We start from the raw sequence: 18318 nt of genomic DNA on the forward strand, positions 1-18318 counted from the left end.
CCGGTCCCGCGCCGGGTCGATTGTCGAGTCCTGAACCGCGTCTAGAAGCCCGCCGTGTGCCCACCGCAGCCACCCGCCCTACCCTGTGCCATCAATTGTGCGCTTATAGGTGCATCGATTGCCATACCCGAACGCTTCCGACCGCTTCTGGCGGTCTGTGGGGAATTCACCGTACGGCAGCGGTCCCTACGCCGAACGGCGCACGTCCGGCGCCCATGCATCGGCGCCGGACCGCGGGGGTACCCGGGCGGCCCAGGTGACAGGAGGGAGCGGACGCGATGAAGGCAGTGACCTGGCAGGGCAAGCGCGACGTGCGGGTGGAGAACGTCCCCGATCCGCGCATCGAGGAACCGACCGACGCCGTCATCCGCGTCACCTCCACCGGGCTGTGCGGCTCCGACCTGCATCTCTACGAGGTGCTCACCCCGTTCATGACACCGGGCGACATCCTCGGCCACGAGCCCATGGGCATCGTCGAGGAGGTCGGCGCCGGGGTCCCCGACCTCCAGGTGGGGGACCGGGTGGTGGTGCCGTTCCAGATCGCCTGCGGCAACTGCTGGATGTGCCTGACGGGGCTGTTCACCCAGTGCGAGACCACCCAGGTCACCAGCGAGGGTATGGGTGCCGCCCTGTTCGGCTACACCCGGCTGTACGGCGCGGTCCCCGGCGGCCAGGCCGAGTACCTGCGGGTGCCGCAGGCGCAGTTCGGGCCGATCAAGGTGCCCGAGGGCCCGCCCGACGACCGCTTCGTCTACCTCTCCGACGTGCTGCCCACCGCCTGGCAGGCCGTCGCCTACGCCGATGTCCCGCGGGGCGGCAGCATCGCCGTGCTCGGCCTCGGCCCCATCGGCGACATGGCCTGCCGCATCGCCCAACTGCGCGGCGCCGGACGGGTGTTCGGCGTCGACCTGGTGCCCGAGCGGCTGGAACGGGCGCGGGCGCGCGGCGTGGAGACGTACGACCTCACGGCCTTCGACAAGGAGAAGGAACTGGTCGCCGCCATCCAGGACGAGACCGACGGCCGCGGCCCCGACGCCGTCATCGACGCCGTCGGCACCGAGGCGCACGGCAGCGCCGCCGCCCGGCTGGCCCAGCAGGCGTCGTCGATGCTGCCCCGCGCGGTCAGCGGCCGACTCGCCGAGCGCGTCAGCGTCGACCGGCTCGCCGCCCTGTACCTCGCCATCGACCTGGTACGGCGCGGCGGCACGATATCCCTGTCCGGCGTGTACGGCGGCACCGCCGACCCGCTGCCGATGCTCACCCTCTTCGACAAGCAGATCCAGCTCCGGATGGGCCAGGCCAACGTACGGCGCTGGAGCGACGACATCCTGCCGTACCTCACCGACGAGGACCCGCTCGGCGTGGAGGACTTCGCCACCCACCACGTGCCGCTCACCGACGCGCCGCACGCCTACGAGATGTTCCAGCGCAAGCAGGAGGGCGCGGTGAAGGTCCTGATGCGGCCCTGACTCAGTCGGCCCGGCCCAGGATCTCCGCCAGGTCGTAGCGCACCGGCTCCTCCAACTGCCCGTAGGTGCAGCTCTCCGGGGTGCGGTCGGGGCGCCAGCGGCGGAACCGGGCCGTGTGCCGGAACCGCTGGCCGTTCTCCATGTGGTCGTAGGCCACCTCCGCCACCCGCTCCGGCCGCAGCGGCACCCACGACAGGTCCTTCTTGCCCGACCAGCGGCTCGGCGCGCCCGGCAGCCGCGCCGACTCGTGCGCCGCCTCGTCGGCCCAGGCCGCCCACGGGTGACCGGACACGTCGTCCATCCGCAAGGGCTCCAGCTCCGACACCAGCTCCCGCCGCCGCCGCATGGAGAACGCGGCCGACACGCCCACGTGCTGGAGCGCGCCCCGGTCGTCGTACAGCCCCAGCAGCAGCGAGCCGACCACCGGCCCGGACTTGTGCAGCCGGTACCCCGCCACCACCACGTCGGCGGTGCGCTCGTGCTTGATCTTGAACATGGCGCGTTCGTCGGGGCGGTAGCGCAGGGTCAGCGGCTTGGCGACCACACCGTCCAGGCCCGCGCCCTCGTACCGCTCGAACCACTCCCGGGCCACCTCGACGTCGGTCGTCGCGGGCGCCACGTGCACCGGCGCGGTCACCCCGGCCAGCGCCGTGACCAGCAGCGCCCGCCGCTCGCCCTGCGCCACGTCCAGCAGTGACGCGTCGGCCAGCGCCAGCAGGTCGAACGCCACGAACGACGCCGGGGTCCGCTCCGCCAGCGTCCGCACCCGGGAGTCCGCCGGGTGGATCCGCTCGGTGAGCGCGTCGAAGTCGAGGCGCCCCTCCCGCGCGATCACGATCTCCCCGTCCAGCACGCACCGCTCGGGCACCCGCTCCCGCAGCGCCGCCACCAGCTCCGGGAAGTACCTGGTCAGCGGCTTCCCGGTGCGGCTGCCCAACTCCACCTCGGCGCCGTCCCGGAACACGATCGCCCGGAACCCGTCCCACTTCGCCTCGTACTGCATCCCCGGCGGGATCTCCGCCACGGACTTGGCGAGCATCGGCTTCACGGGCGGCATCACGGGGAGGTCCATGACTCGACTCTGTGCGGTGGCCCCGGGCCCCGCAAACGGTCGGGGCGGGCGGGTGCCGGTGTGCGGGGCGGGTGCGCTGCGCCTACCGTGGCTGGCATGGGCGAAGCGGTGGAGCTGGAGGCCGACGGGCGGACCGTACGGCTGTCCAACCCGGACAAGGTGTACTTCCCGGAGCCCGGCTACACCAAGCTGGACCTCGCCCGGTACTACCTCGCCGTCGGCCCCGGCATCCTGCGCGCCCTGCGCGACCGGCCCACCACCCTGGAGCGCTACCCGGACGGGGTGGGCGGCGAGTGGTTCTACCAGAAGCGGGCGCCCAAGGGGATGCCCGACTGGATCCCGACCGCGCACATCACCTTCCCCTCCGGCCGCAGCGCCGACGAGATGTGCCCGACCGAGGTCGGCGCGGTGGTGTGGGCCGCCCAGTACGGCACGCTCACCTTCCACCCCTGGCCGGTGCGGCGGGCGGACGTCGACCGCCCCGACGAACTGCGCGTCGACCTCGACCCGCAGCCCGGCACCGACTACGCGGACGCCGTTCACGCCGCCCACGAACTGCGTGCCGTCCTCGACGAGTTCGGCGGGCTGCGCGGCTGGCCCAAGACCTCCGGCGGACGCGGACTGCACGTCTTCGTCCCCATCGAACCGCGCTGGACCTTCACCCAGGTGCGGCGCGCCGCCATCGCCGTGGCCCGGGAACTGGAACGCCGGATGCCGGAGCGGGTCACCACCAGGTGGTGGAAGGAGGAGCGCGGCGAGAGGATCTTCGTCGACTACAACCAGACCGCCCGGGACCGCACCATCGCCTCCGCCTACTCCGTACGCCCCCGCCCGCACGCCCCCGTCTCCGCCCCCCTGCGCTGGGACGAGGTCCCCGACGCGCACCCCAGGGACTTCGACCTCAGGACCATGCCCGCGCGCTTCGCCGAGGTCGGCGACGTGCACGCGGGCATGGACGAGCAGCGCCACTCCCTGGACGCCCTGCTGGAGCTGGCGGCCAGGGACGAGCGTGAGCACGGGCTCGGCGACCTGCCGTACCCGCCCGAGTACCCCAAGATGCCGGGGGAGCCCAAGCGGGTCCAGCCGAGCCGCGCCAGGAAGAGCTGACCTACAGCTCCCTGATCCGGATGTCCCGGTACGAGATCACGTCCGTCGTGCTGTGCACCTGGAGCCCGACGTAGCCGGAGGCGAACCGGCGGCCGTCGGTGCCGGGGTCGTCCGCGCGGGGCGGGGTGAACTCCTGGCCGCCGGTGTTGTCGAACTCGTTGATCAGCACGCCGTTGCGGTAGACCGAGTAGTGCTGGTCCACCACCCGGATCTCGTAGTCGTTCCAGGTGCCCTTCTGGGTGACCCCGGCCCCGGCGAGCCCCACCCGGTCGAAGCCGTAGACCGACCCGGTCTTGTACATGTCGCCGTCGGGCCGGTCGAACACCTGCACCTCGTGCCCGTACTTGATGGCGGCCCACTCGGGCCGGGGCTCCTCGGGGTGGTCGAGGATCCACGGGAAGCGCACGAACACCCCGGAGTTGGCGTTGCCGGTGCCGGGGGCGTCGTCCCGCCACTGCAGGCGCAGCGAGAAGTCGCCGTACTTGCGCTCCGGGAACCACAGCATCCCCAGGCCCGACCTGCTGGTGCCGCTGGTCATGGAGCCGTCCGCGTTCAGCGCGAAGGAGCCGCCGCCCACGTGCTGCCACCGGGCGAAGCTCTCCGCGCTGCCGTCGAAGAGCTTGCGGTAGCCCTCGGTCTGGCCGGGCTTGCCGATGCCGGACTGCCTGGCGGCCCGGTTGATGGCGTTGTACTCGCGCTGGTCGATGACGCCCTGGCGGAGCAGCCCGTCCAGGACGGACCTCACGTGCTTGAGGAACAGCGCCTGGGACGTCCACTCCTTCTCGTCCTCGATCAGCTCGCCGATCCGGCACCGGTTGTCGGTGACCCGGTTCGGCACGCCCGAGTCGACGGTGCCGACGAAGACCGTCAGCCGCTCGTCGTACTCCGGGCAGGAGGGCGGCGGGACCGGGCTCGACACCACCGTGAAGCTGACCGTGCGGGCCGCGGCGGTGTTGCCCGCCTTGTCCGTGGCGCGGTAGGCGAGCGTGTGGGCCCCGGCGCGGTCGACGGTGACCGGGCCGCCGTAGCCGAGGTACGGTCCGCCGTCGAGGGAGTACTCGATCCGGTCGACGCCCGAGCCGCCCTCGTCGGTCGCGGTCACCGTCACCTCGGCGGTGCCGATGTACGCCCCGTCCGAGTTGCGCGTCCCGGCGACCGTCACCCCGGTCACCGGCGGCGTGGTGTCCTCCACGGGCGCGGCGACGACCGTGAACTCCACGCTCTTGACCGCCGCGGTGTTGCCCGCCTTGTCGGTGGCCCGGTAGCGCACGGTGTGCGTGCCGACCTGGTGGACCATCACCGGAGCGGTGTACGGCTGCCAGGCGCCGGACGCGCCGATCGCGTACTCGATGCCGTTGACGCCCGAGCCGGTGTCCGAGGCGGAGACGGTGACCGTCGCCATGTCGACGTAGGCGCCGTCCGCGTTCCGCTCCCCGGTGACCGTCGCCGAGGTCTCCGGCGGGGTCGTGTCGTCCGTCGGCGGCGCGACGACGGTGAACCGCGCGCTCCCCTCGGCGGAGACGTTGCCCGCCCGGTCGAGGGCGCGGTAGCGGACCGTGTGGTCACCGACCTGGTCGACGACGACCGGCGCGGTGTACGGCTGCCAGGCGGTCGCGTCGTCCACGGCGTACTCGATCCGGTCGACGCCGGAGCCGCCCGCCTCGTCGGTGGCCGTGACGGTGACGGTCGCGGAGCCGACGTAGGCGCCGTCGGCGTCGCGGGCGCCGCTGACCTGTGCGGTGGCCTCGGGTGGCGTGGTGTCCTCGCCGCCGCCCTCGGTGACCACCAGGATGCCCTGCATCTGGCCGTGGCCGGGGATCGCGCAGTGGTAGAAGTAGCGGCCCGGCGTGAGCGTGACCTCGGCGGTGTGCCGCCCGCCCTCGCCGTCGTTGGGGCTGGCGAGGATGTTGAGCTGGACGTCGCTGTTGAACTCGGGGTCACTGGTGACGAACGTCAGCGTGTGCGGCATCCCCGTGGTGTTGCCGGTCGCCGCGCTGTTCTCGAAGACGATCGTCGCCGGACCCGCCACCGCCGTGGTGGGGGCGGAGGCGTACTTGGTGATGTCGTCGTTGGCCGTCCAGGTCAGCACCTGGGCCGCCGTGGCCCCCGGTGAGGGCTCGCTGCCGACGGCGGGTGCCGCCTGGAGTCCCAGGATGGTCAGTACGGCCGCCAGCAGGGCCGTCCACACTCTGTGTCGCCGCGTCACCGCGTCGCCCCTCTCGCCAACTGGTCGGCGGCCGGGGTCGGCCCGCCGCCGGTGTAGGTGACCCGCCACAGCGCGGACTTGGCGTCCGAGGTGAAGAAGCCGCGGCCGTAGTCGAGGACGTACAGGGCGCCGTCCGGACCGAACTTCCAGTCCATGAGGTTCTTGATGCCGTCGTTGCCGACCGGCACGATCCTCTTCAGCGACTCCGAGTGCACCGGCAGCCCGCCGTCACCCTGCGTCCGCGGGTCCATGAGCACGGCGTTGCGCGGCTGGTCGGCGTCGTAGAAGTCACCGACGAACCACTTGCCGTCCCAGTACGCGGGCCACTTGACCGTGCTGTCCGCCGCCGCGTCGTCGTACCGGTAGACCGGCCCGTTCATCGCGGCCTGCCCGCCGCCCTTGAGCCACGGCAGCCGGTACGTCGCCTGGTCCTGCTGGTACGACGGCACCCCGGCCGCGTCGCGCGGGAAGTCGGGTCCGCCGCCCTGCGGCGAGTACCAGATGTTGTTGCCGGTGACCGGCGGCAGGTTGACCAGGCCGTCGTTGTTGGGGGACTCGTTCTTCGGGTGGTCGCAGTCGTACCAGCCCAGCGGCTGGCTGGGATCGGGCAGGTTGCGGTCCCGGTAGGGCTGCTTGTCGCCCATGCAGTACGGCCAGCCGCGGTTGCTCGCCCTGGTGATGGCGGCGAAGGTGTCGTACTTGGCCGGACCCCACACCGGCGACGGCGCCGAGGCGTCCGGGCCCACCCAGCCCGCGTACAGCACGTCGGTGCGCTGGTCGACGAAGATGCGCGCCGGGTTGCGGACGCCCATGACGTAGATCTCGCCGCGCGTCTTGCCGCCGCCCTCGTCGGTCTCCCTGCCGGTGAACAGGTTGCCCTCCGGGAGCGTGTAGGTCCCGTCCGGCTCCGGGTGGATGCGCAGGATCTTGCCGTTGAGGTTGTTGGTGTTCCCGGCGGTGCGGCGGGCGTCCGCGAAGGAGACGCCCTTGAAGTTGGGCTGCGGGTTGTTGCCGGAGTAACCGCCGCTGAAGCCGCTGGAGTTGTTGTCGCCGGTGGCGATGTACAGGTTGCCCTTCGAGTCCCAGGTCATCCCGCCGCCCGCGTGGCAGCAACTGTGGATCTGCACCGGCCACTGGAGCAGCACCTTCTCGCTGGCCAGGTCGAGCCTGTCGGTGGCCGGGTCGAGGGTGAAGCGGGAGACGCGCCGCTGGGCCATGCGGGTGTCGCGGTTGATCTCCGAGTGCGGGGTGTAGTGCAGGTACACCCAGCCGTTCGCCTCGAAGTCCGGGTCCAGCTCGATGCCGAGGAGGCCCTCCTCGACCTTGACCAGTTCGTCGCCGCCGCCCTTGTTGCCGAACACGGTCAGCTCACCGGCGAGCGTGACCCGCCCGGTCTCCGGGTCGTAGACGTGGATCTGGCCCCTGCCCTTGCCGATGTCCGGGTCGTTCCAGTCGGTGACCACGGGCTGGGAGGCGTCGCCGCCGCCGCGGCCGATGTACAGGACGCGCCCGTCGGGGGCCGTGACCAGGCCGTGCGGTTCGCCGATCTGGTCGCTCTGGCCGGGCTGGTTGGGCCGGGTGAGGCGCTCCGCCTTGTAGTTCCCGGCGATCGTCGCCTTGCAGTCGGCCCGGGCGATCCGGGTGGTCCACAGCAGCGCGCCGCGCAGGTGGGCGCGGAAGTCCGTCTCGTCGTAGGACGACACCGTGCCGCCCATGCCGGTGTAGAAGGACCGGCCGCCGTCGTAGTCCCGGCACCAGCTCACCGGGTGGTCCCAGCCGTTGGCGCCGGTCCCCGGCTGGTAGGTCGACTCCCGTACCCGGGCGACCGTGTGCACGGCGCCGGAGGGGTTGCGGGTCCAGTTCAGCCACAGGTCGGGCCGCCTCCACTCCAGCGGCAGGTCCTTGGTGGCCGGGTGCCGCCGGTCGCCCACCTCGACGGTGGCGCGCTGCACGGTGCCGGGCGAGGAGGCCGCAGGGCGGGCGCCGATCAGGCCCGTGAACCAGTCGGAGTAGGGCTCGGCGCGGGCCGCGTCGTGCAGGCCGACGAAGCCGCCGCCCGCCTCCATGTACGCCTCGAGACCGGCCTCCTGCTCGGGGTCGAGGACGTCCCCGCCGCCGGTGAGGAACACGATCGAGTTGAAGCGGCCGAGCTTCGTCTCGTCGGTGAAGACCGAGGCGTCGTCGGTGGCCTCGACCTTGAAGCGCTCGTTCGCCGGGCCGGTGAGGCCGATCCGTTCGATCGCCTCGATCCCGGCGTTCACCAGGGGCGACTCCCCGCCGGGGGCGGCGGAGCCGTAGAAGATCAGCACCCGTACGTTCGCGCCGCCCGGGGGCGACTTGACGGACATCGTTGTCAGCGTCGGCTCGGGCGCCGGACCCGCCTGCGCGGCGGAGCCGGTGAGCAGCCCCGCGGTGACGAATCCGGCGGTCAGGACGGCGGTCAGCACCCGTCTTCCGCGGGTTGGTCGGTTGGCTTTTCCGGGCCGTTGGTGCGAAGTGGACCGCATGTGGTCACCCACCCCTCGTCGGTCACGGCAACAGCGCCATGGAAGCTAGACCCCTTTGCTCGGTTCGCCAAGAGATATGACCGGAACAGAACAAACTTTGTCCTGGGTGTGGATAAACGCGTCCGCTCCGGTTACGGTCACAAAACCCGTACTGGAGTGGGGAGTTCACCATGGACAGACGTGGGTTCAACCGTCGGGTGCTGCTGGGCGGCGCGGCCGTGGCGACATCGTTGTCCATGGCCCCGGAGGCGGTCAGCGCCGCCGCCCAACCGGCCCGCACCGCACCGGCCGGTGGCGAGGTCAGGCACCTGAAGCTCTACATGGAACAGCTCGCCGACGGCCGGATGGGCTACGGCCTGGAGAAGGGCAAGGCGACCGTGCCCGGCCCGCTGATCGAACTCAACGAGGGCGACACCCTGCACATCGAGGTGGAGAACACCCTCGACGTCGCCGCCAGCCTCCATGTGCACGGCCTGGACTACGAGATCTCCAGCGACGGCACCAAGCAGAACAACAGCCACGTCGAACCCGGCGGCACCCGCACCTACACCTGGCGCACCCACGCCCCCGGCCGCCGCAAGGACGGCACCTGGCGGCCCGGCAGCGCGGGCTACTGGCACTACCACGACCACGTCGTCGGCACCGAACACGGCACCGGCGGCATCCGCAAGGGCCTGTACGGCGCGGTGATCGTCCGCCGCAAGGACGACGTCCTGCCGGACCGGACCCACACGATCGTCTTCAACGACATGACGGTCAACAACCGCGCCCCGCACACCGGTCCGGACTTCGAGGCCACCGTGGGCGACCGGGTGGAGTTCGTGGTGATCACGCACGGCGAGTTCTACCACACGTTCCACATGCACGGTCACCGCTGGGCGGACAACCGCACCGGCCTGCTCACCGGCCCCGAGGACCCCAGCGCGGTCATCGACAACAAGATCGTCGGACCCGCCGACTCCTTCGGCTTCCAGGTGATCGCGGGGGAGGGCGTGGGCGCCGGGGCGTGGATGTACCACTGCCACGTGCAGAGCCACGCCGACATGGGGATGGTGGGCCTGTTCCTGGTGAAGAAGGCGGACGGCACGATCCCCGGCTACGAACCGCACCATCCCCACGAGGGACACGAGGAACACGAGGGGCACTAGGCGATGGGGTGGACTCCCCGGGGCGGGCCGTGCCACCCGCCCCGCGCACGGCCGGTTCGAGGGCGTTCCCGCCGGTTCGTGAGCGTCGCCGCCTCCCTCCCCGCCCGCGGCTATCCTGATCCGCAGCCGCGCAGGAGGAGTGCACCAAGTGACCGAGGCAGTGTCGCGTCCCACCCTGGAAGAGGTGGCCGCGCGTGCGGGCGTGTCCCGGGCCACCGTCTCCCGCGTCGTCAACGGCGGCAACGGCGTGCGCGACGCCCTCGCCGAGCGGGTCAGGCGCGCGGTGGAGGAACTCGGGTACGTCCCCAACCAGGCCGCCCGCACCCTCGTCACCCGGCGCCACGACGCCATCGCCGTCGTCATCGCCGAACCGGAGACCCGGGTCTTCGCCGACCCCTTCTTCGCCCGCCAGCTCCGCGGCATCAGCAAGGAGCTGACCGCCCACGACAACCAGCTCGTGCTGCTGCTCACCGAGGGCCGCGACGACCACGCCCGCGTCGCCCGCTACCTCGCCGGGGGCCATGTCGACGGGGCGCTGGTGTTCTCGCTGCACCTCGACGACCCGCTGCCCGGCCTGATCCGGGGCGCCGGGGTGCCGACCGTGTTCGGCGGGCGGCCCGGCTGGGGCGAGGGCGCCGACCCCGACGCCCCGTCGGCGGTCTTCGTTGACAGCGACAACCGGGGCGGCGCCCGGGACGCCGTACAGCACCTCGTCGGCCTCGGCCGCACGCGGATCGCGCACATCGCCGGGGCGCTGGACCAGACCTCGGCGGTGGACCGGCTGGACGGCTACCGGGACGTCATGGGCGACGCCGACCCAGAGCTGACCGTCGAGGGCGACTTCACGCCGTCCGGCGGGGAGCGGGCGATGCGCGAACTCCTGCACCGCCGACCCGACCTGGACGCCGTCTTCGCCGCCAACGACCTCACCGCCTCCGGCGCGCTGCGGGTGCTGCGCGAGCGGGGGCGCCGGGTGCCCGAGGACGTCGCGGTGATCGGCTTCGACGACATGTCACCGATCGCCGAGCAGACCGACCCGCCGCTCACCACGATCCGCCAGGACATAGAGGGGATGGGCCGTCTGATGGCCCGTCTGCTGCTGCACCGCCTGGACCGCCGAGCCGACGGCACCGCGGCCGACCTCCCGCCGACGAGCGTGGTCCTGCCCACCACCCTGGTCCGCCGCGCCTCCGCCTGAGGCCACCGGCGCCCGTTCCTCCGCCCACGGCCACCGGCCCGGCTCCTCCGCCCTTCTCCCGTGTGGTGACGGGGCGTTAGGCTCGGCGCATGGTGAGGTGGCGGTGGCGGGGCCCGGTGGCGGAGACGGCGCTGGTGGCGGGGGTCGGCCTGGTCGCCCTCCTCGGCCTGGCGGTGCAGTCCCGGGGCGTCGACACCGCCGCCGAGTGGACGGCGCTCCCGGTCGTGCTGCTGTCCTGCGCCGCGCTCTTCTGGCGGCGTTCCCGTCCGGTGCCGGTGGGCGCGGTGGCGCTGGCCGCCGTGGCCGCCTACGGGGCGCTGCTGCACCAGCCGGGACCGGTCATGCTGGTCTTCGTCGTCGCCCTCTACACCCTCGTCGACGAGGGGCACCTCGCGGTCGCCCTCGGCTTCGGCGCCGCCTCGGTGCTGGCCTTCGCCCTCGCGGACGGCTACCACGCCGACGACGGCGGCGGGAACGGCGCGACGCTGCTGCACGCGGGCTGGCTGGTCGCCGTCATCGTCGGCGTCACCCGCAACCGCCGCGCCTACGTCGCCGAGGCGCGCGCCCGGGAGCTGGCCGCCGAGCAGCGCAAGGACGAGGAGGCCAGGCGCCGGGCCACCGAGGACCGGCTGCGCATCGCCCGCGAGCTGCACGACGCCCTCGGCCACCACCTCTCCCTGATCAACGTGCAGGCCAGCGCCGCCCTGCACCGGCCCGACCCGGACCGCTCCACCCAGGCGCTCACCGCGATCAAGCAGGCCAGCAAGGAGACGCTGACCGAGCTGCGCGCCACCCTCACCGTGCTGCGCCGCGAGGACGACAACGCCCCGGCCGTGACCGCGCCCGGCCTTGACCGCCTCTACGCGCTCGTCACCGCCGCCGGACGCTCCGGCCTCGCGATCCGCACCGAGCTGGCCGAGACCCGGCCGCTGCCACCGGAGGCCGACCGGGCGGCGTACCGGATCGTGCAGGAGGCGCTCACCAACGTGACCCGGCACGCCCGCGCGCACACCGTGGCCATCCGGGTCCGGCCCGAGGGCGACGACGTCCTGGTGGAGGTCGAGGACGACGGCACCGGCACCCCCGGCCCGCCCGGCTACGGCATCCGCGGCATGGGCGAGCGGGCGCGGGCGCTCGGCGGCTCCCTGACCGCGGGCCGCGCGCCGGGCGGCGGCTTCCTGGTGCGCGCCCGGCTGCCGCTGCGGCCCGCCCCGGTGCCGGTGGGCGCGGCGGCGCCGCACGCCGGACGGGGGGACGCCGCGTGATCCGCCTGCTGCTCGCCGACGACCAGACGCTGGTGCGCGCCGGGTTCCGGTCCATCCTGGAGGGCGAGGACGGCATCGAGGTGGTCGGTGAGGCCGCCGACGGCGCTCAGGCGGTGCGGCTGGCCCGCCAACTGCGGCCGGACGTCGTGCTGATGGACATTCGGATGCCCGGCCTGGACGGGCTGGCCGCCACCGAGGAGATCGCCGCCGGAACCGACGTCCGGGTGATCATCCTGACCACCTTCGACCTGGACGACTACGTCTACGGCGCCCTGCGGGCCGGGGCCAGCGGCTTCCTCGTCAAGGACACCGAACCGGCGGAACTGATCCACGGGGTGCGGGTGGTGGCGCGCGGTGACGCGCTGATCGCGCCGTCGATCACCCGGCGGCTGATCTCCGAGTTCACCGCCCGCGCACCGCACCCGGACCCGGGGCCCCGGCTGAGCGCGCTCACCGAGCGGGAGCGCGAGGTGATGGCGCTGGTCGCGGAGGGCCTGTCCAACGACGAGATCGCGGCCCGGCTGGTGCTGAGCCCGGCCACCGCGAAGACGCACGTCAGCCGCATCATGACCAAGACCGGCGTCCGGGACCGGGCCCAACTGGTGATTCTCGCCTACGAGTCCGGGCTGACCGTGCCCGGCTGGATCTCCCGCCCCTGACGGCCGGGCCAGGGCCGTACGGTCACGGCGTGGGCACCGCACCCGCGCCCGGTCCGGAGCGGTCGGCGCGGCGGACGCGGGTCAGCGCCAGCGTCCCGAGGCCGATTCCGGTCACGGCGAAGACCAGGCCGACGACGGCTCCGGCGCGCCCCTGCCCGTTGCCGAAGCCGCCGGTGGTCTGGGCGAGGTGCAGGGCGCTCAGCACGAGGCTGACCGGCCCCGCCGCGAGGGCAGTGAGGGCGCCGGTGCGGGCGTCGCCGACGCCGGTCCTGCCCGCGAGCCGGGCCAGGGCCAGCCCGCCGACGACCGCGCTGAACAGGCCCAGCAGGGCGAACGCCGCGGCCCCGGCGCGTCCGGAGCCGCCGACACCGTCGGCGGCGAGCAGCAGGTCGATGGTCATGGAGGGGGTCCCTTCGTCGCGCTTGAGCGGGTACCCCCGCAGCGTAGGAAGGGACGGGGTGACGGGGCGTCATGCCGGGGTTGCCACCGGGCGTACCCCCTGGGTTGCGGGTGCCCGGTGCGGCGTACCCCCTGGGTTGCGGGTGCCCGGTGCGGCGTACCCCTGGGTCGTCCGGCCCGGTCAGCCGCGCTCCTGGGGCAGGCTCGTGAGGACGGCGAACCGGGCGCCGTACGGGTCGGCCAGCTTGGCCATGCGGCCGACGTCCGGCACGTCCGTGGGCCCCGTCCGCAGCGCGCCGCCCAGCTCCTGGGCGCGGACGACCGCCGCGTCGGTGTCGGCGACCTCGAAGTACGGCAGCCAGTACGGCGGGGAGTCCGCCTCCGCGGGGTCGTCGGTCAGCGGGACCAGCCCGCCGAACAGGGCCTCGTCCCCCGCTCCGGCCGGGGCGACGCAGGTGTAGGCGCCGCCGGGGAAGGTGAGCGAGGTGGTCTCCCAGCCGAGCGCGGCGTTGAAGAAACCGGCGGCCGCCGCGATGTCCGGTGAGTACAGCTCCAGCCAGCACAGGGCGCCGGGCACCTCGAAGACGTCCAGGCCGCTGAGCCGCCCCGGCTGCCAGATGCCGAACGGCACGCCCGCGCGGTCGGCGAGGACCGCCATGTGGCCCTGCCCCAGCACGTCCATCGGCGGGGTCAGCACGGCGCCGTGCGCCTGCTCGACGGCCTTGACGGTGGCCTCCGCGTCGGGGCTGTGGAAGTACACCGTCCAGGACGGCGGGCCCTGCTCCGGGTCGGTCCGCATCCCGGCGGCGACGGTGCGGCCGTCGAGCTGGAAGAAGCCGTACCCCCCGGCCTCGGGCCCCGCCGAACGGAACCGCCAGCCGAAGAGGCCGCCGTAGAAGTCGATGGCGCCGTCCAGGTCGGGAACCCCGACGTCGAGCCAGTTCGGCGCGCCACCGACGAAACGGGTCGTGAACATGCCCGCCCTCCTCGCACGAGACCCACTGCCTCCACTCGTTCGAGTCTCGCACTCCCCACTGACAACCGCGCCACGCACGGACCACCCCCGGGAACCACGTCGATCCGCCCGCACTCCTCCCGCGCGCCGCCGTGCGCGCGGGAGGACGGGCGGTCATCATCGGGGCGGTCGGAGGGACCCCGGCGTCGGGCGTTGAGCGGGCGTTGATCGAACGTTTTTCGCCGGTGGGCACACTCTCGGCCATGCACTCCGAAACAACCCGCCCGGCCCGCACCACCTGGGAGCAGGCGCTGTGTGCGCAGACCGGGGCGGACTTCTTCTTTCCCGAGCCGGGCAGCTCGGTCCGTGAGGCCAAGCGCATCTGCGGGATGTGCGAGATGCGCGCGGCCTGCCTGGAGTACGCCCTCACCCACGACGAACGCTTCGGCGTCTGGGGCGGCCTCTCCGAGAAGGAGCGCCTGCACCTCAGGCGCACCCCGCGCTGACGCCGGGTGGCGGCGGGTGGCGGCGGGGCGGGGATCAGGCGCCCGCGCGGGCCGCCATCCGCGCCTTGCGCGCCGCCAGCTTCTCGTCGAACTTGGCGGCCTCGGCGTCCAGCCCGCCCATGAACAGGCCCAGCTCCTCCTGCGCCTTGAGCCCCTCCGGGCCCAGCCCGTCGATCTCCAGGACCTTCAGGAAGCGCAGCACGGGCTGGAGCACGTCGTCGTGGTGGATGCGCAGGTTGTAGACCTCGCCGATGGCCATCTGCGCCGCCGCCCGCTCGAAGCCGGGAATGCCGTGACCGGGCATCCGGAAGCCCACGACGACATCGCGGACGGCCTGCATGGTGAGGTCGGGGGCGAGTTCGAACGCCGCCTTCAGCAGGTTGCGGTAGAACACCATGTGCAGGTTCTCGTCGGTCGCGATGCGCGCCAGCATCCGGTCGCAGACCGGGTCGCCGGACTGGTGCCCGGTGTTGCGGTGGGAGATGCGGGTGGCCAGCTCCTGGAAGGCGACGTAGGCGACCGAGTGCAGCATCGAGTGCCGGTGGTCGTGCTCGAAGCCCTCGCTCATGTGGGCCATCCGGAACCGCTCCAGCTTGTCCGGGTCGACCGCGCGGGAGGTGAGCAGGTAGTCCCGCATGACGATGCCGTGCCTGCCCTCCTCGGCGGTCCAGCGGTGCACCCAGGTGCCCCAGGCGCCGTCGCGGCCGAAGAGGGAGGCGATCTCGTGGTGGTAGCTGGGGAGGTTGTCCTCCGTCAGCAGGTTCACGACGAGCGCGATCCGGCCGATCTCGGTGACCTTGGACTGCTCCTTCTCCCAGGACTCGCCGTCCTCGAAGAACCCGGGGAAGTTCCGGCCGTCGGTCCACGGCACGTACTCGTGCGGCATCCAGTCCTTGGCGATTTTCAGGTGCCGGTTCAGTTCGGTCTCGACCACTTCCTCCAGTGCGTACAGCAGCTTGGCGTCGGTCCACACGGACGGGCTGCCAAGGTGGGGAGAGGTGATCGTCACGGGTACTCCAGGGGGACGGGGCGCTGAACGGAACATTCCGGCCGTGGGCAGCCGGAACCTACGGAATCGTAGGCTACGAATCCGTAGGTTACGAAGCCGTAGGTTAAGAGCGCCGTAAAGACCCCTGTTCAGGTGTGCGGCTCCCGCGTGCTCAGGTGTGCAGCTCCCGCAGCCGGACCGAGAGGCAGGTCACACAGCCCTCCAGCTTCTCGAACTCGCCGATGTCCACGATGACCGGTTCGTACCCGAGGTCCGCGAACAGTTCGGCGGTCTTCGGCGCGCTCGCCGCCATCAGCAGCCGGTCCCCGCCGAGCAGCACCACATGGGCGCCGGACTCCTCCGGGACCGGCAGGAACCGGCCGAACAGCGACGGCGCGTCCATCAGCGGGACATGGCCGACGACCGTCCCGTCCGGCAGCGCCGTGACCGCCGACTTCAGGTGCAGCACCTTGCTCACCGGCACGCTGACCACCCGTGCCCCCAGCGGCGCGAACGCGGCCCGCAACTGCCGTACCCCGTCGGCGTTGGTGCGCCCGCCCCGGCCCACGTAGACCGTGTCACCGACCTTCAGCACGTCGCCGCCGTCCAGCGTGCCCGGCTCCCAGACCCAGTTGACCGAGCAGCCGAGCCCGGCCACCACCTCCTCCACCCCCGCGGTCTCGTCCCGGCGGGACTCGGCGCCGGAGCGGGCGATCAGCGCGACGTTCCGGAACATGACCACCGTGTCCTCCACGAACACGGAGTCCGGGCAGTCGTCGGCCGGGGGCACCTCGACGGTCTCCCAGCCGTGGGCGGTCAGCGCGTCGACGTACGCCTCCCACTGCCGCAGCGCCAGCTCGGCATCGACCGCCGCCCGTTCGACGTGGGTCACCAGACCCTCGGCCAGACGCGGGCTGGGGCGGCGGACGAGGGCCTTCTTGCTGGGCACGGGCGTCTCCCTAGGGGGTGGGTGGTCTCACCGGCGTACCGCATCGAGGGCGCGCGCAGAAGAGGGCACGCCTCCCTTCACACCACCTTCGCCTCTCGTCACCCCTCACCCCTCACCCACCAACACCTCCGGCGCGGTCCGGGTGAGCGTGCCGTCCAGCAGCAGCCAGCGGGTGATGCCGATCGACTCCAGGAACGGCAGGTCGTGACTGGCCACGATCAGCGCCCCCTCGTACGACTCCAGGGCCGAGGTGAGCTGCCGGACGCTCGCCATGTCCAGGTTGTTCGTCGGCTCGTCCAGCATCAGCAACTGGGGCGCCGGTTCCGCCAGCATCAGCGCCGCCAGCGCCGCCCGGAAGCGCTCGCCGCCGGAGAGCGTGTCCGCCCGCTGGTCGGCGCGGGCACCCCGGAACAGGAAGCGCGCCAGCCGCGCCCTGACCTGGTTGTTGGTGGCGCCCGGCGCGAACCGGGCCACGTTCTCCGCGACGCTCAGCTCCCCGTCCAGGACGTCGAGCCGCTGCGGCAGGAACCGCAGCGGGACGTGCGCCGTCGCCTCGCCCGCCACCGGCGCCAGCTCCCCGGCGATCGTCCGCAGCAGCGTCGTCTTGCCCGCGCCGTTGCGGCCCACCAGCGCGATCCGCTCCGGGCCGTGCACGTCGAGACCGCCGTCCACGCGGGCGCTGTACGCCAGCTCCAGCTCGCGCAGGGTCAGCACGGACCGGCCCGGCGGCACCGCCGTGTAGGGCAGGTCGACGCGGATCTCGTCGTCGTCCCGTACGGCCTCCACGGCCTCGTCGAGGCGCTCCCTGGCCTCGGCGAGCCTCTCCTCGTGCATGATGCGGTGCTTGCCCGCGGAGACCTGCGCGGAGCGCTTCCGCAGCTTCATCACCGCCCTCGGCTCGCGCTTGTTCTCGTACATCTTGTTGGCGTAGCGGGTCCGCTTGGCCAGCTTGCCGTGCGCCTCGACGAGTTCCTGCTTCTGCCTGCGCAGGTCCGCCTCCGCGACCCGCACCATCCGCTCGGCCGCCTCCTGCTCGACGGCGAGCGCCTCCTCGTACGCCGTGAAGTTGCCGCCGTACCAGGAGATCTCCCCGGAGCGCAGGTCCGCGATCTGGTCGACCAGGTCGAGGAGTTCCCGGTCGTGGCTGACCACGACCAGCACGCCCGGCCAGGACGCGACCGCCGCGTAGAGCCGCCTGCGGGCGTAGACGTCGAGGTTGTTGGTGGGTTCGTCGAGGAGCAGGACGTCCGGGCGGCGCAGCAGCAGCGCGGCCAGGCGCAGCAGCACCGACTCGCCGCCCGAGACCTCACCGACCGTGCGGTCCAGGTCGATGTGGCCGAGGCCCAGCTCGCCGAGGGTGGCCAGGGCGCGTTCCTCGACGTCCCAGTCGTCGCCGACGGTCTCGAAGTGCTCCGCCGCCGCGTCCCCGGCCTCGATGGCGTGCAGCGCGGCCCGGCGCGCGGCGATGCCGAGCGCCTCGTCGACCCGCAGGGCGGTGTCGAGGGTGACGTTCTGCGGCAGGTAGCCGACCTCGCCCGTGACGCGGACGGTGCCGTCGACGGGGGTCAGCTCACCGGCGATCAGCTTCAACAGGGTGGACTTGCCGGAGCCGTTGACGCCGATGAGGCCGGTGCGGCCGGGTCCGAAGGCGGTGTCGAGGCCGTCGAAGACGACGGTGCCGTCGGGCCAGGCGAAGGCGAGGGACGTGACGGTGAGGGAGGTGGTAGCCATGTGGCCTCCGTGTTGCTCGAAGCGGTCAGGGGGACGCGTTTCGAGACACCTGCGACCTGCCAGGGCATGGGAAAGCCCTGTGCCCGGGGACGGGAGGGACGGCTCGTACTACGCCGAGGTCGCACGCGGCGCACACCACAGGAACGGGTGGTACGCGGT

Annotated in this window: 15 protein-coding genes; 7 read left to right on the forward strand and 8 right to left on the reverse strand. The window is 72.6% G+C overall.

What is annotated here, in order from left to right:
• Nucleotides 1-278 precede the first annotated feature (278 nt).
• Nucleotides 279-1469, forward strand: a complete 1191-nt coding sequence (locus tag ACFQZ6_RS30370) for a zinc-dependent alcohol dehydrogenase (RefSeq protein ID WP_381615426.1) — start codon at nucleotides 279-281, stop codon at nucleotides 1467-1469.
• Nucleotide 1470: 1 nt separating this feature from the next.
• Here the strand turns inward: ACFQZ6_RS30370 and ACFQZ6_RS30375 are convergent, their stop codons facing one another.
• Complete coding sequence (locus tag ACFQZ6_RS30375; protein WP_381615429.1) at nucleotides 1471-2541, reverse strand: ATP-dependent DNA ligase; 1071 nt, start codon at nucleotides 2539-2541, stop codon at nucleotides 1471-1473.
• Between the two features lie 96 nt (nucleotides 2542-2637).
• Here ACFQZ6_RS30375 and ligD point away from each other — a divergent pair, with 96 nt between their 5' ends.
• Nucleotides 2638-3648, forward strand: coding sequence for a non-homologous end-joining DNA ligase (gene ligD, locus ACFQZ6_RS30380; protein ID WP_381615432.1), 1011 nt, complete (start codon nucleotides 2638-2640; stop codon nucleotides 3646-3648).
• A 1-nt stretch (nucleotide 3649) separates the two neighbouring features.
• Here ligD and ACFQZ6_RS30385 read toward each other — a convergent pair whose 3' ends face one another.
• Both ACFQZ6_RS30385 and ACFQZ6_RS30390 read right to left on the reverse strand, forming a co-directional pair.
• A complete protein-coding gene (locus ACFQZ6_RS30385; protein WP_381615435.1) occupies nucleotides 3650-5854 on the reverse strand; it encodes an OmpL47-type beta-barrel domain-containing protein in 2205 nt (734 codons plus the stop codon).
• Nucleotides 5851-8361: a ThuA domain-containing protein gene (locus ACFQZ6_RS30390; RefSeq protein ID WP_381615438.1), complete on the reverse strand. Its 2511-nt coding sequence runs from the start codon at nucleotides 8359-8361 to the stop codon at nucleotides 5851-5853. The genes ACFQZ6_RS30385 and ACFQZ6_RS30390 overlap by 4 nt, the downstream gene beginning before the upstream one ends.
• A gap of 170 nt (nucleotides 8362-8531) precedes the next feature.
• On the opposite strand from ACFQZ6_RS30390, the gene ACFQZ6_RS30395 reads away from it, so the two are divergent.
• The 4 genes from ACFQZ6_RS30395 (at nucleotide 8532) to ACFQZ6_RS30410 (ending at nucleotide 12631) form a co-directional block, all read left to right on the forward strand.
• Complete coding sequence (locus ACFQZ6_RS30395) at nucleotides 8532-9509, forward strand: multicopper oxidase domain-containing protein (RefSeq protein WP_381615441.1); 978 nt, start codon at nucleotides 8532-8534, stop codon at nucleotides 9507-9509.
• Nucleotides 9510-9657: 148 nt separating this feature from the next.
• Nucleotides 9658-10707, forward strand: coding sequence for a LacI family DNA-binding transcriptional regulator (locus ACFQZ6_RS30400; protein ID WP_381615444.1), 1050 nt, complete (start codon nucleotides 9658-9660; stop codon nucleotides 10705-10707).
• Between the two features lie 89 nt (nucleotides 10708-10796).
• Nucleotides 10797-11972, forward strand: coding sequence for a sensor histidine kinase (locus ACFQZ6_RS30405; protein ID WP_381615447.1), 1176 nt, complete (start codon nucleotides 10797-10799; stop codon nucleotides 11970-11972).
• Complete coding sequence (locus tag ACFQZ6_RS30410) at nucleotides 11969-12631, forward strand: response regulator (RefSeq protein ID WP_381615450.1); 663 nt, start codon at nucleotides 11969-11971, stop codon at nucleotides 12629-12631. Before ACFQZ6_RS30405 ends, ACFQZ6_RS30410 begins: the two co-directional genes overlap by 4 nt.
• Before the next feature lie 22 nt (nucleotides 12632-12653).
• Here ACFQZ6_RS30410 and ACFQZ6_RS30415 read toward each other — a convergent pair whose 3' ends face one another.
• The gene (locus ACFQZ6_RS30415) at nucleotides 12654-13031 is read right to left on the reverse strand and encodes a DUF6223 family protein (RefSeq protein WP_381615453.1); all 378 of its coding nucleotides are present in this window, start codon (nucleotides 13029-13031) and stop codon (nucleotides 12654-12656) included.
• Nucleotides 13032-13211: 180 nt separating this feature from the next.
• A complete protein-coding gene (locus tag ACFQZ6_RS30420; RefSeq protein ID WP_381615456.1) occupies nucleotides 13212-14006 on the reverse strand; it encodes a VOC family protein in 795 nt (264 codons plus the stop codon).
• A gap of 242 nt (nucleotides 14007-14248) precedes the next feature.
• On the opposite strand from ACFQZ6_RS30420, the gene ACFQZ6_RS30425 reads away from it, so the two are divergent.
• Nucleotides 14249-14491: a WhiB family transcriptional regulator gene (locus tag ACFQZ6_RS30425; RefSeq protein ID WP_381615458.1), complete on the forward strand. Its 243-nt coding sequence runs from the start codon at nucleotides 14249-14251 to the stop codon at nucleotides 14489-14491.
• 34 nt (nucleotides 14492-14525) lie between these two features.
• Here the strand turns inward: ACFQZ6_RS30425 and ACFQZ6_RS30430 are convergent, their stop codons facing one another.
• From ACFQZ6_RS30430 to ACFQZ6_RS30440, 3 genes are all read right to left on the reverse strand, one after another.
• Nucleotides 14526-15500 carry an acyl-ACP desaturase gene (locus ACFQZ6_RS30430; protein ID WP_381615461.1) on the reverse strand — a complete coding sequence of 325 codons (975 nt, stop codon included), beginning with the start codon at nucleotides 15498-15500 and terminating at the stop codon, nucleotides 14526-14528.
• 151 nt (nucleotides 15501-15651) lie between these two features.
• Complete coding sequence (gene ddaH, locus ACFQZ6_RS30435) at nucleotides 15652-16428, reverse strand: dimethylargininase (protein WP_381615464.1); 777 nt, start codon at nucleotides 16426-16428, stop codon at nucleotides 15652-15654.
• Nucleotides 16429-16533: 105 nt separating this feature from the next.
• A complete protein-coding gene (locus tag ACFQZ6_RS30440; protein ID WP_381615467.1) occupies nucleotides 16534-18159 on the reverse strand; it encodes an ABC-F family ATP-binding cassette domain-containing protein in 1626 nt (541 codons plus the stop codon).
• Between the last annotated feature and the right edge of the window lie 159 nt (nucleotides 18160-18318).

Source organism: Streptomyces flavalbus, from assembly GCF_042674625.1.
GTDB classification, from domain to species: domain Bacteria; phylum Actinomycetota; class Actinomycetes; order Streptomycetales; family Streptomycetaceae; genus Streptomyces; species Streptomyces flavalbus.

Excerpts from the sequence above, each read along its gene's own strand:
- ACFQZ6_RS30440 (WP_381615467.1), bottom strand. The coding sequence starts at position 18,159 with ATGGCTACCACCTCCCTCACCGTCACGTCCCTCGCCTTCGCCTGGCCC.
- ACFQZ6_RS30425 (WP_381615458.1), top strand. The coding sequence starts at position 14,249 with ATGCACTCCGAAACAACCCGCCCGGCCCGCACCACCTGGGAGCAGGCG.
- ACFQZ6_RS30375 (WP_381615429.1), bottom strand. The coding sequence starts at position 2,541 with ATGGACCTCCCCGTGATGCCGCCCGTGAAGCCGATGCTCGCCAAGTCC.
- ACFQZ6_RS30370 (WP_381615426.1), top strand. The coding sequence starts at position 279 with ATGAAGGCAGTGACCTGGCAGGGCAAGCGCGACGTGCGGGTGGAGAAC.
- ACFQZ6_RS30395 (WP_381615441.1), top strand. The coding sequence starts at position 8,532 with ATGGACAGACGTGGGTTCAACCGTCGGGTGCTGCTGGGCGGCGCGGCC.
- ACFQZ6_RS30415 (WP_381615453.1), bottom strand. The coding sequence starts at position 13,031 with ATGACCATCGACCTGCTGCTCGCCGCCGACGGTGTCGGCGGCTCCGGA.
- ACFQZ6_RS30420 (WP_381615456.1), bottom strand. The coding sequence starts at position 14,006 with ATGTTCACGACCCGTTTCGTCGGTGGCGCGCCGAACTGGCTCGACGTC.
- ACFQZ6_RS30390 (WP_381615438.1), bottom strand. The coding sequence starts at position 8,361 with ATGCGGTCCACTTCGCACCAACGGCCCGGAAAAGCCAACCGACCAACC.
- ACFQZ6_RS30405 (WP_381615447.1), top strand. The coding sequence starts at position 10,797 with ATGGTGAGGTGGCGGTGGCGGGGCCCGGTGGCGGAGACGGCGCTGGTG.
- ligD (WP_381615432.1), top strand. The coding sequence starts at position 2,638 with ATGGGCGAAGCGGTGGAGCTGGAGGCCGACGGGCGGACCGTACGGCTG.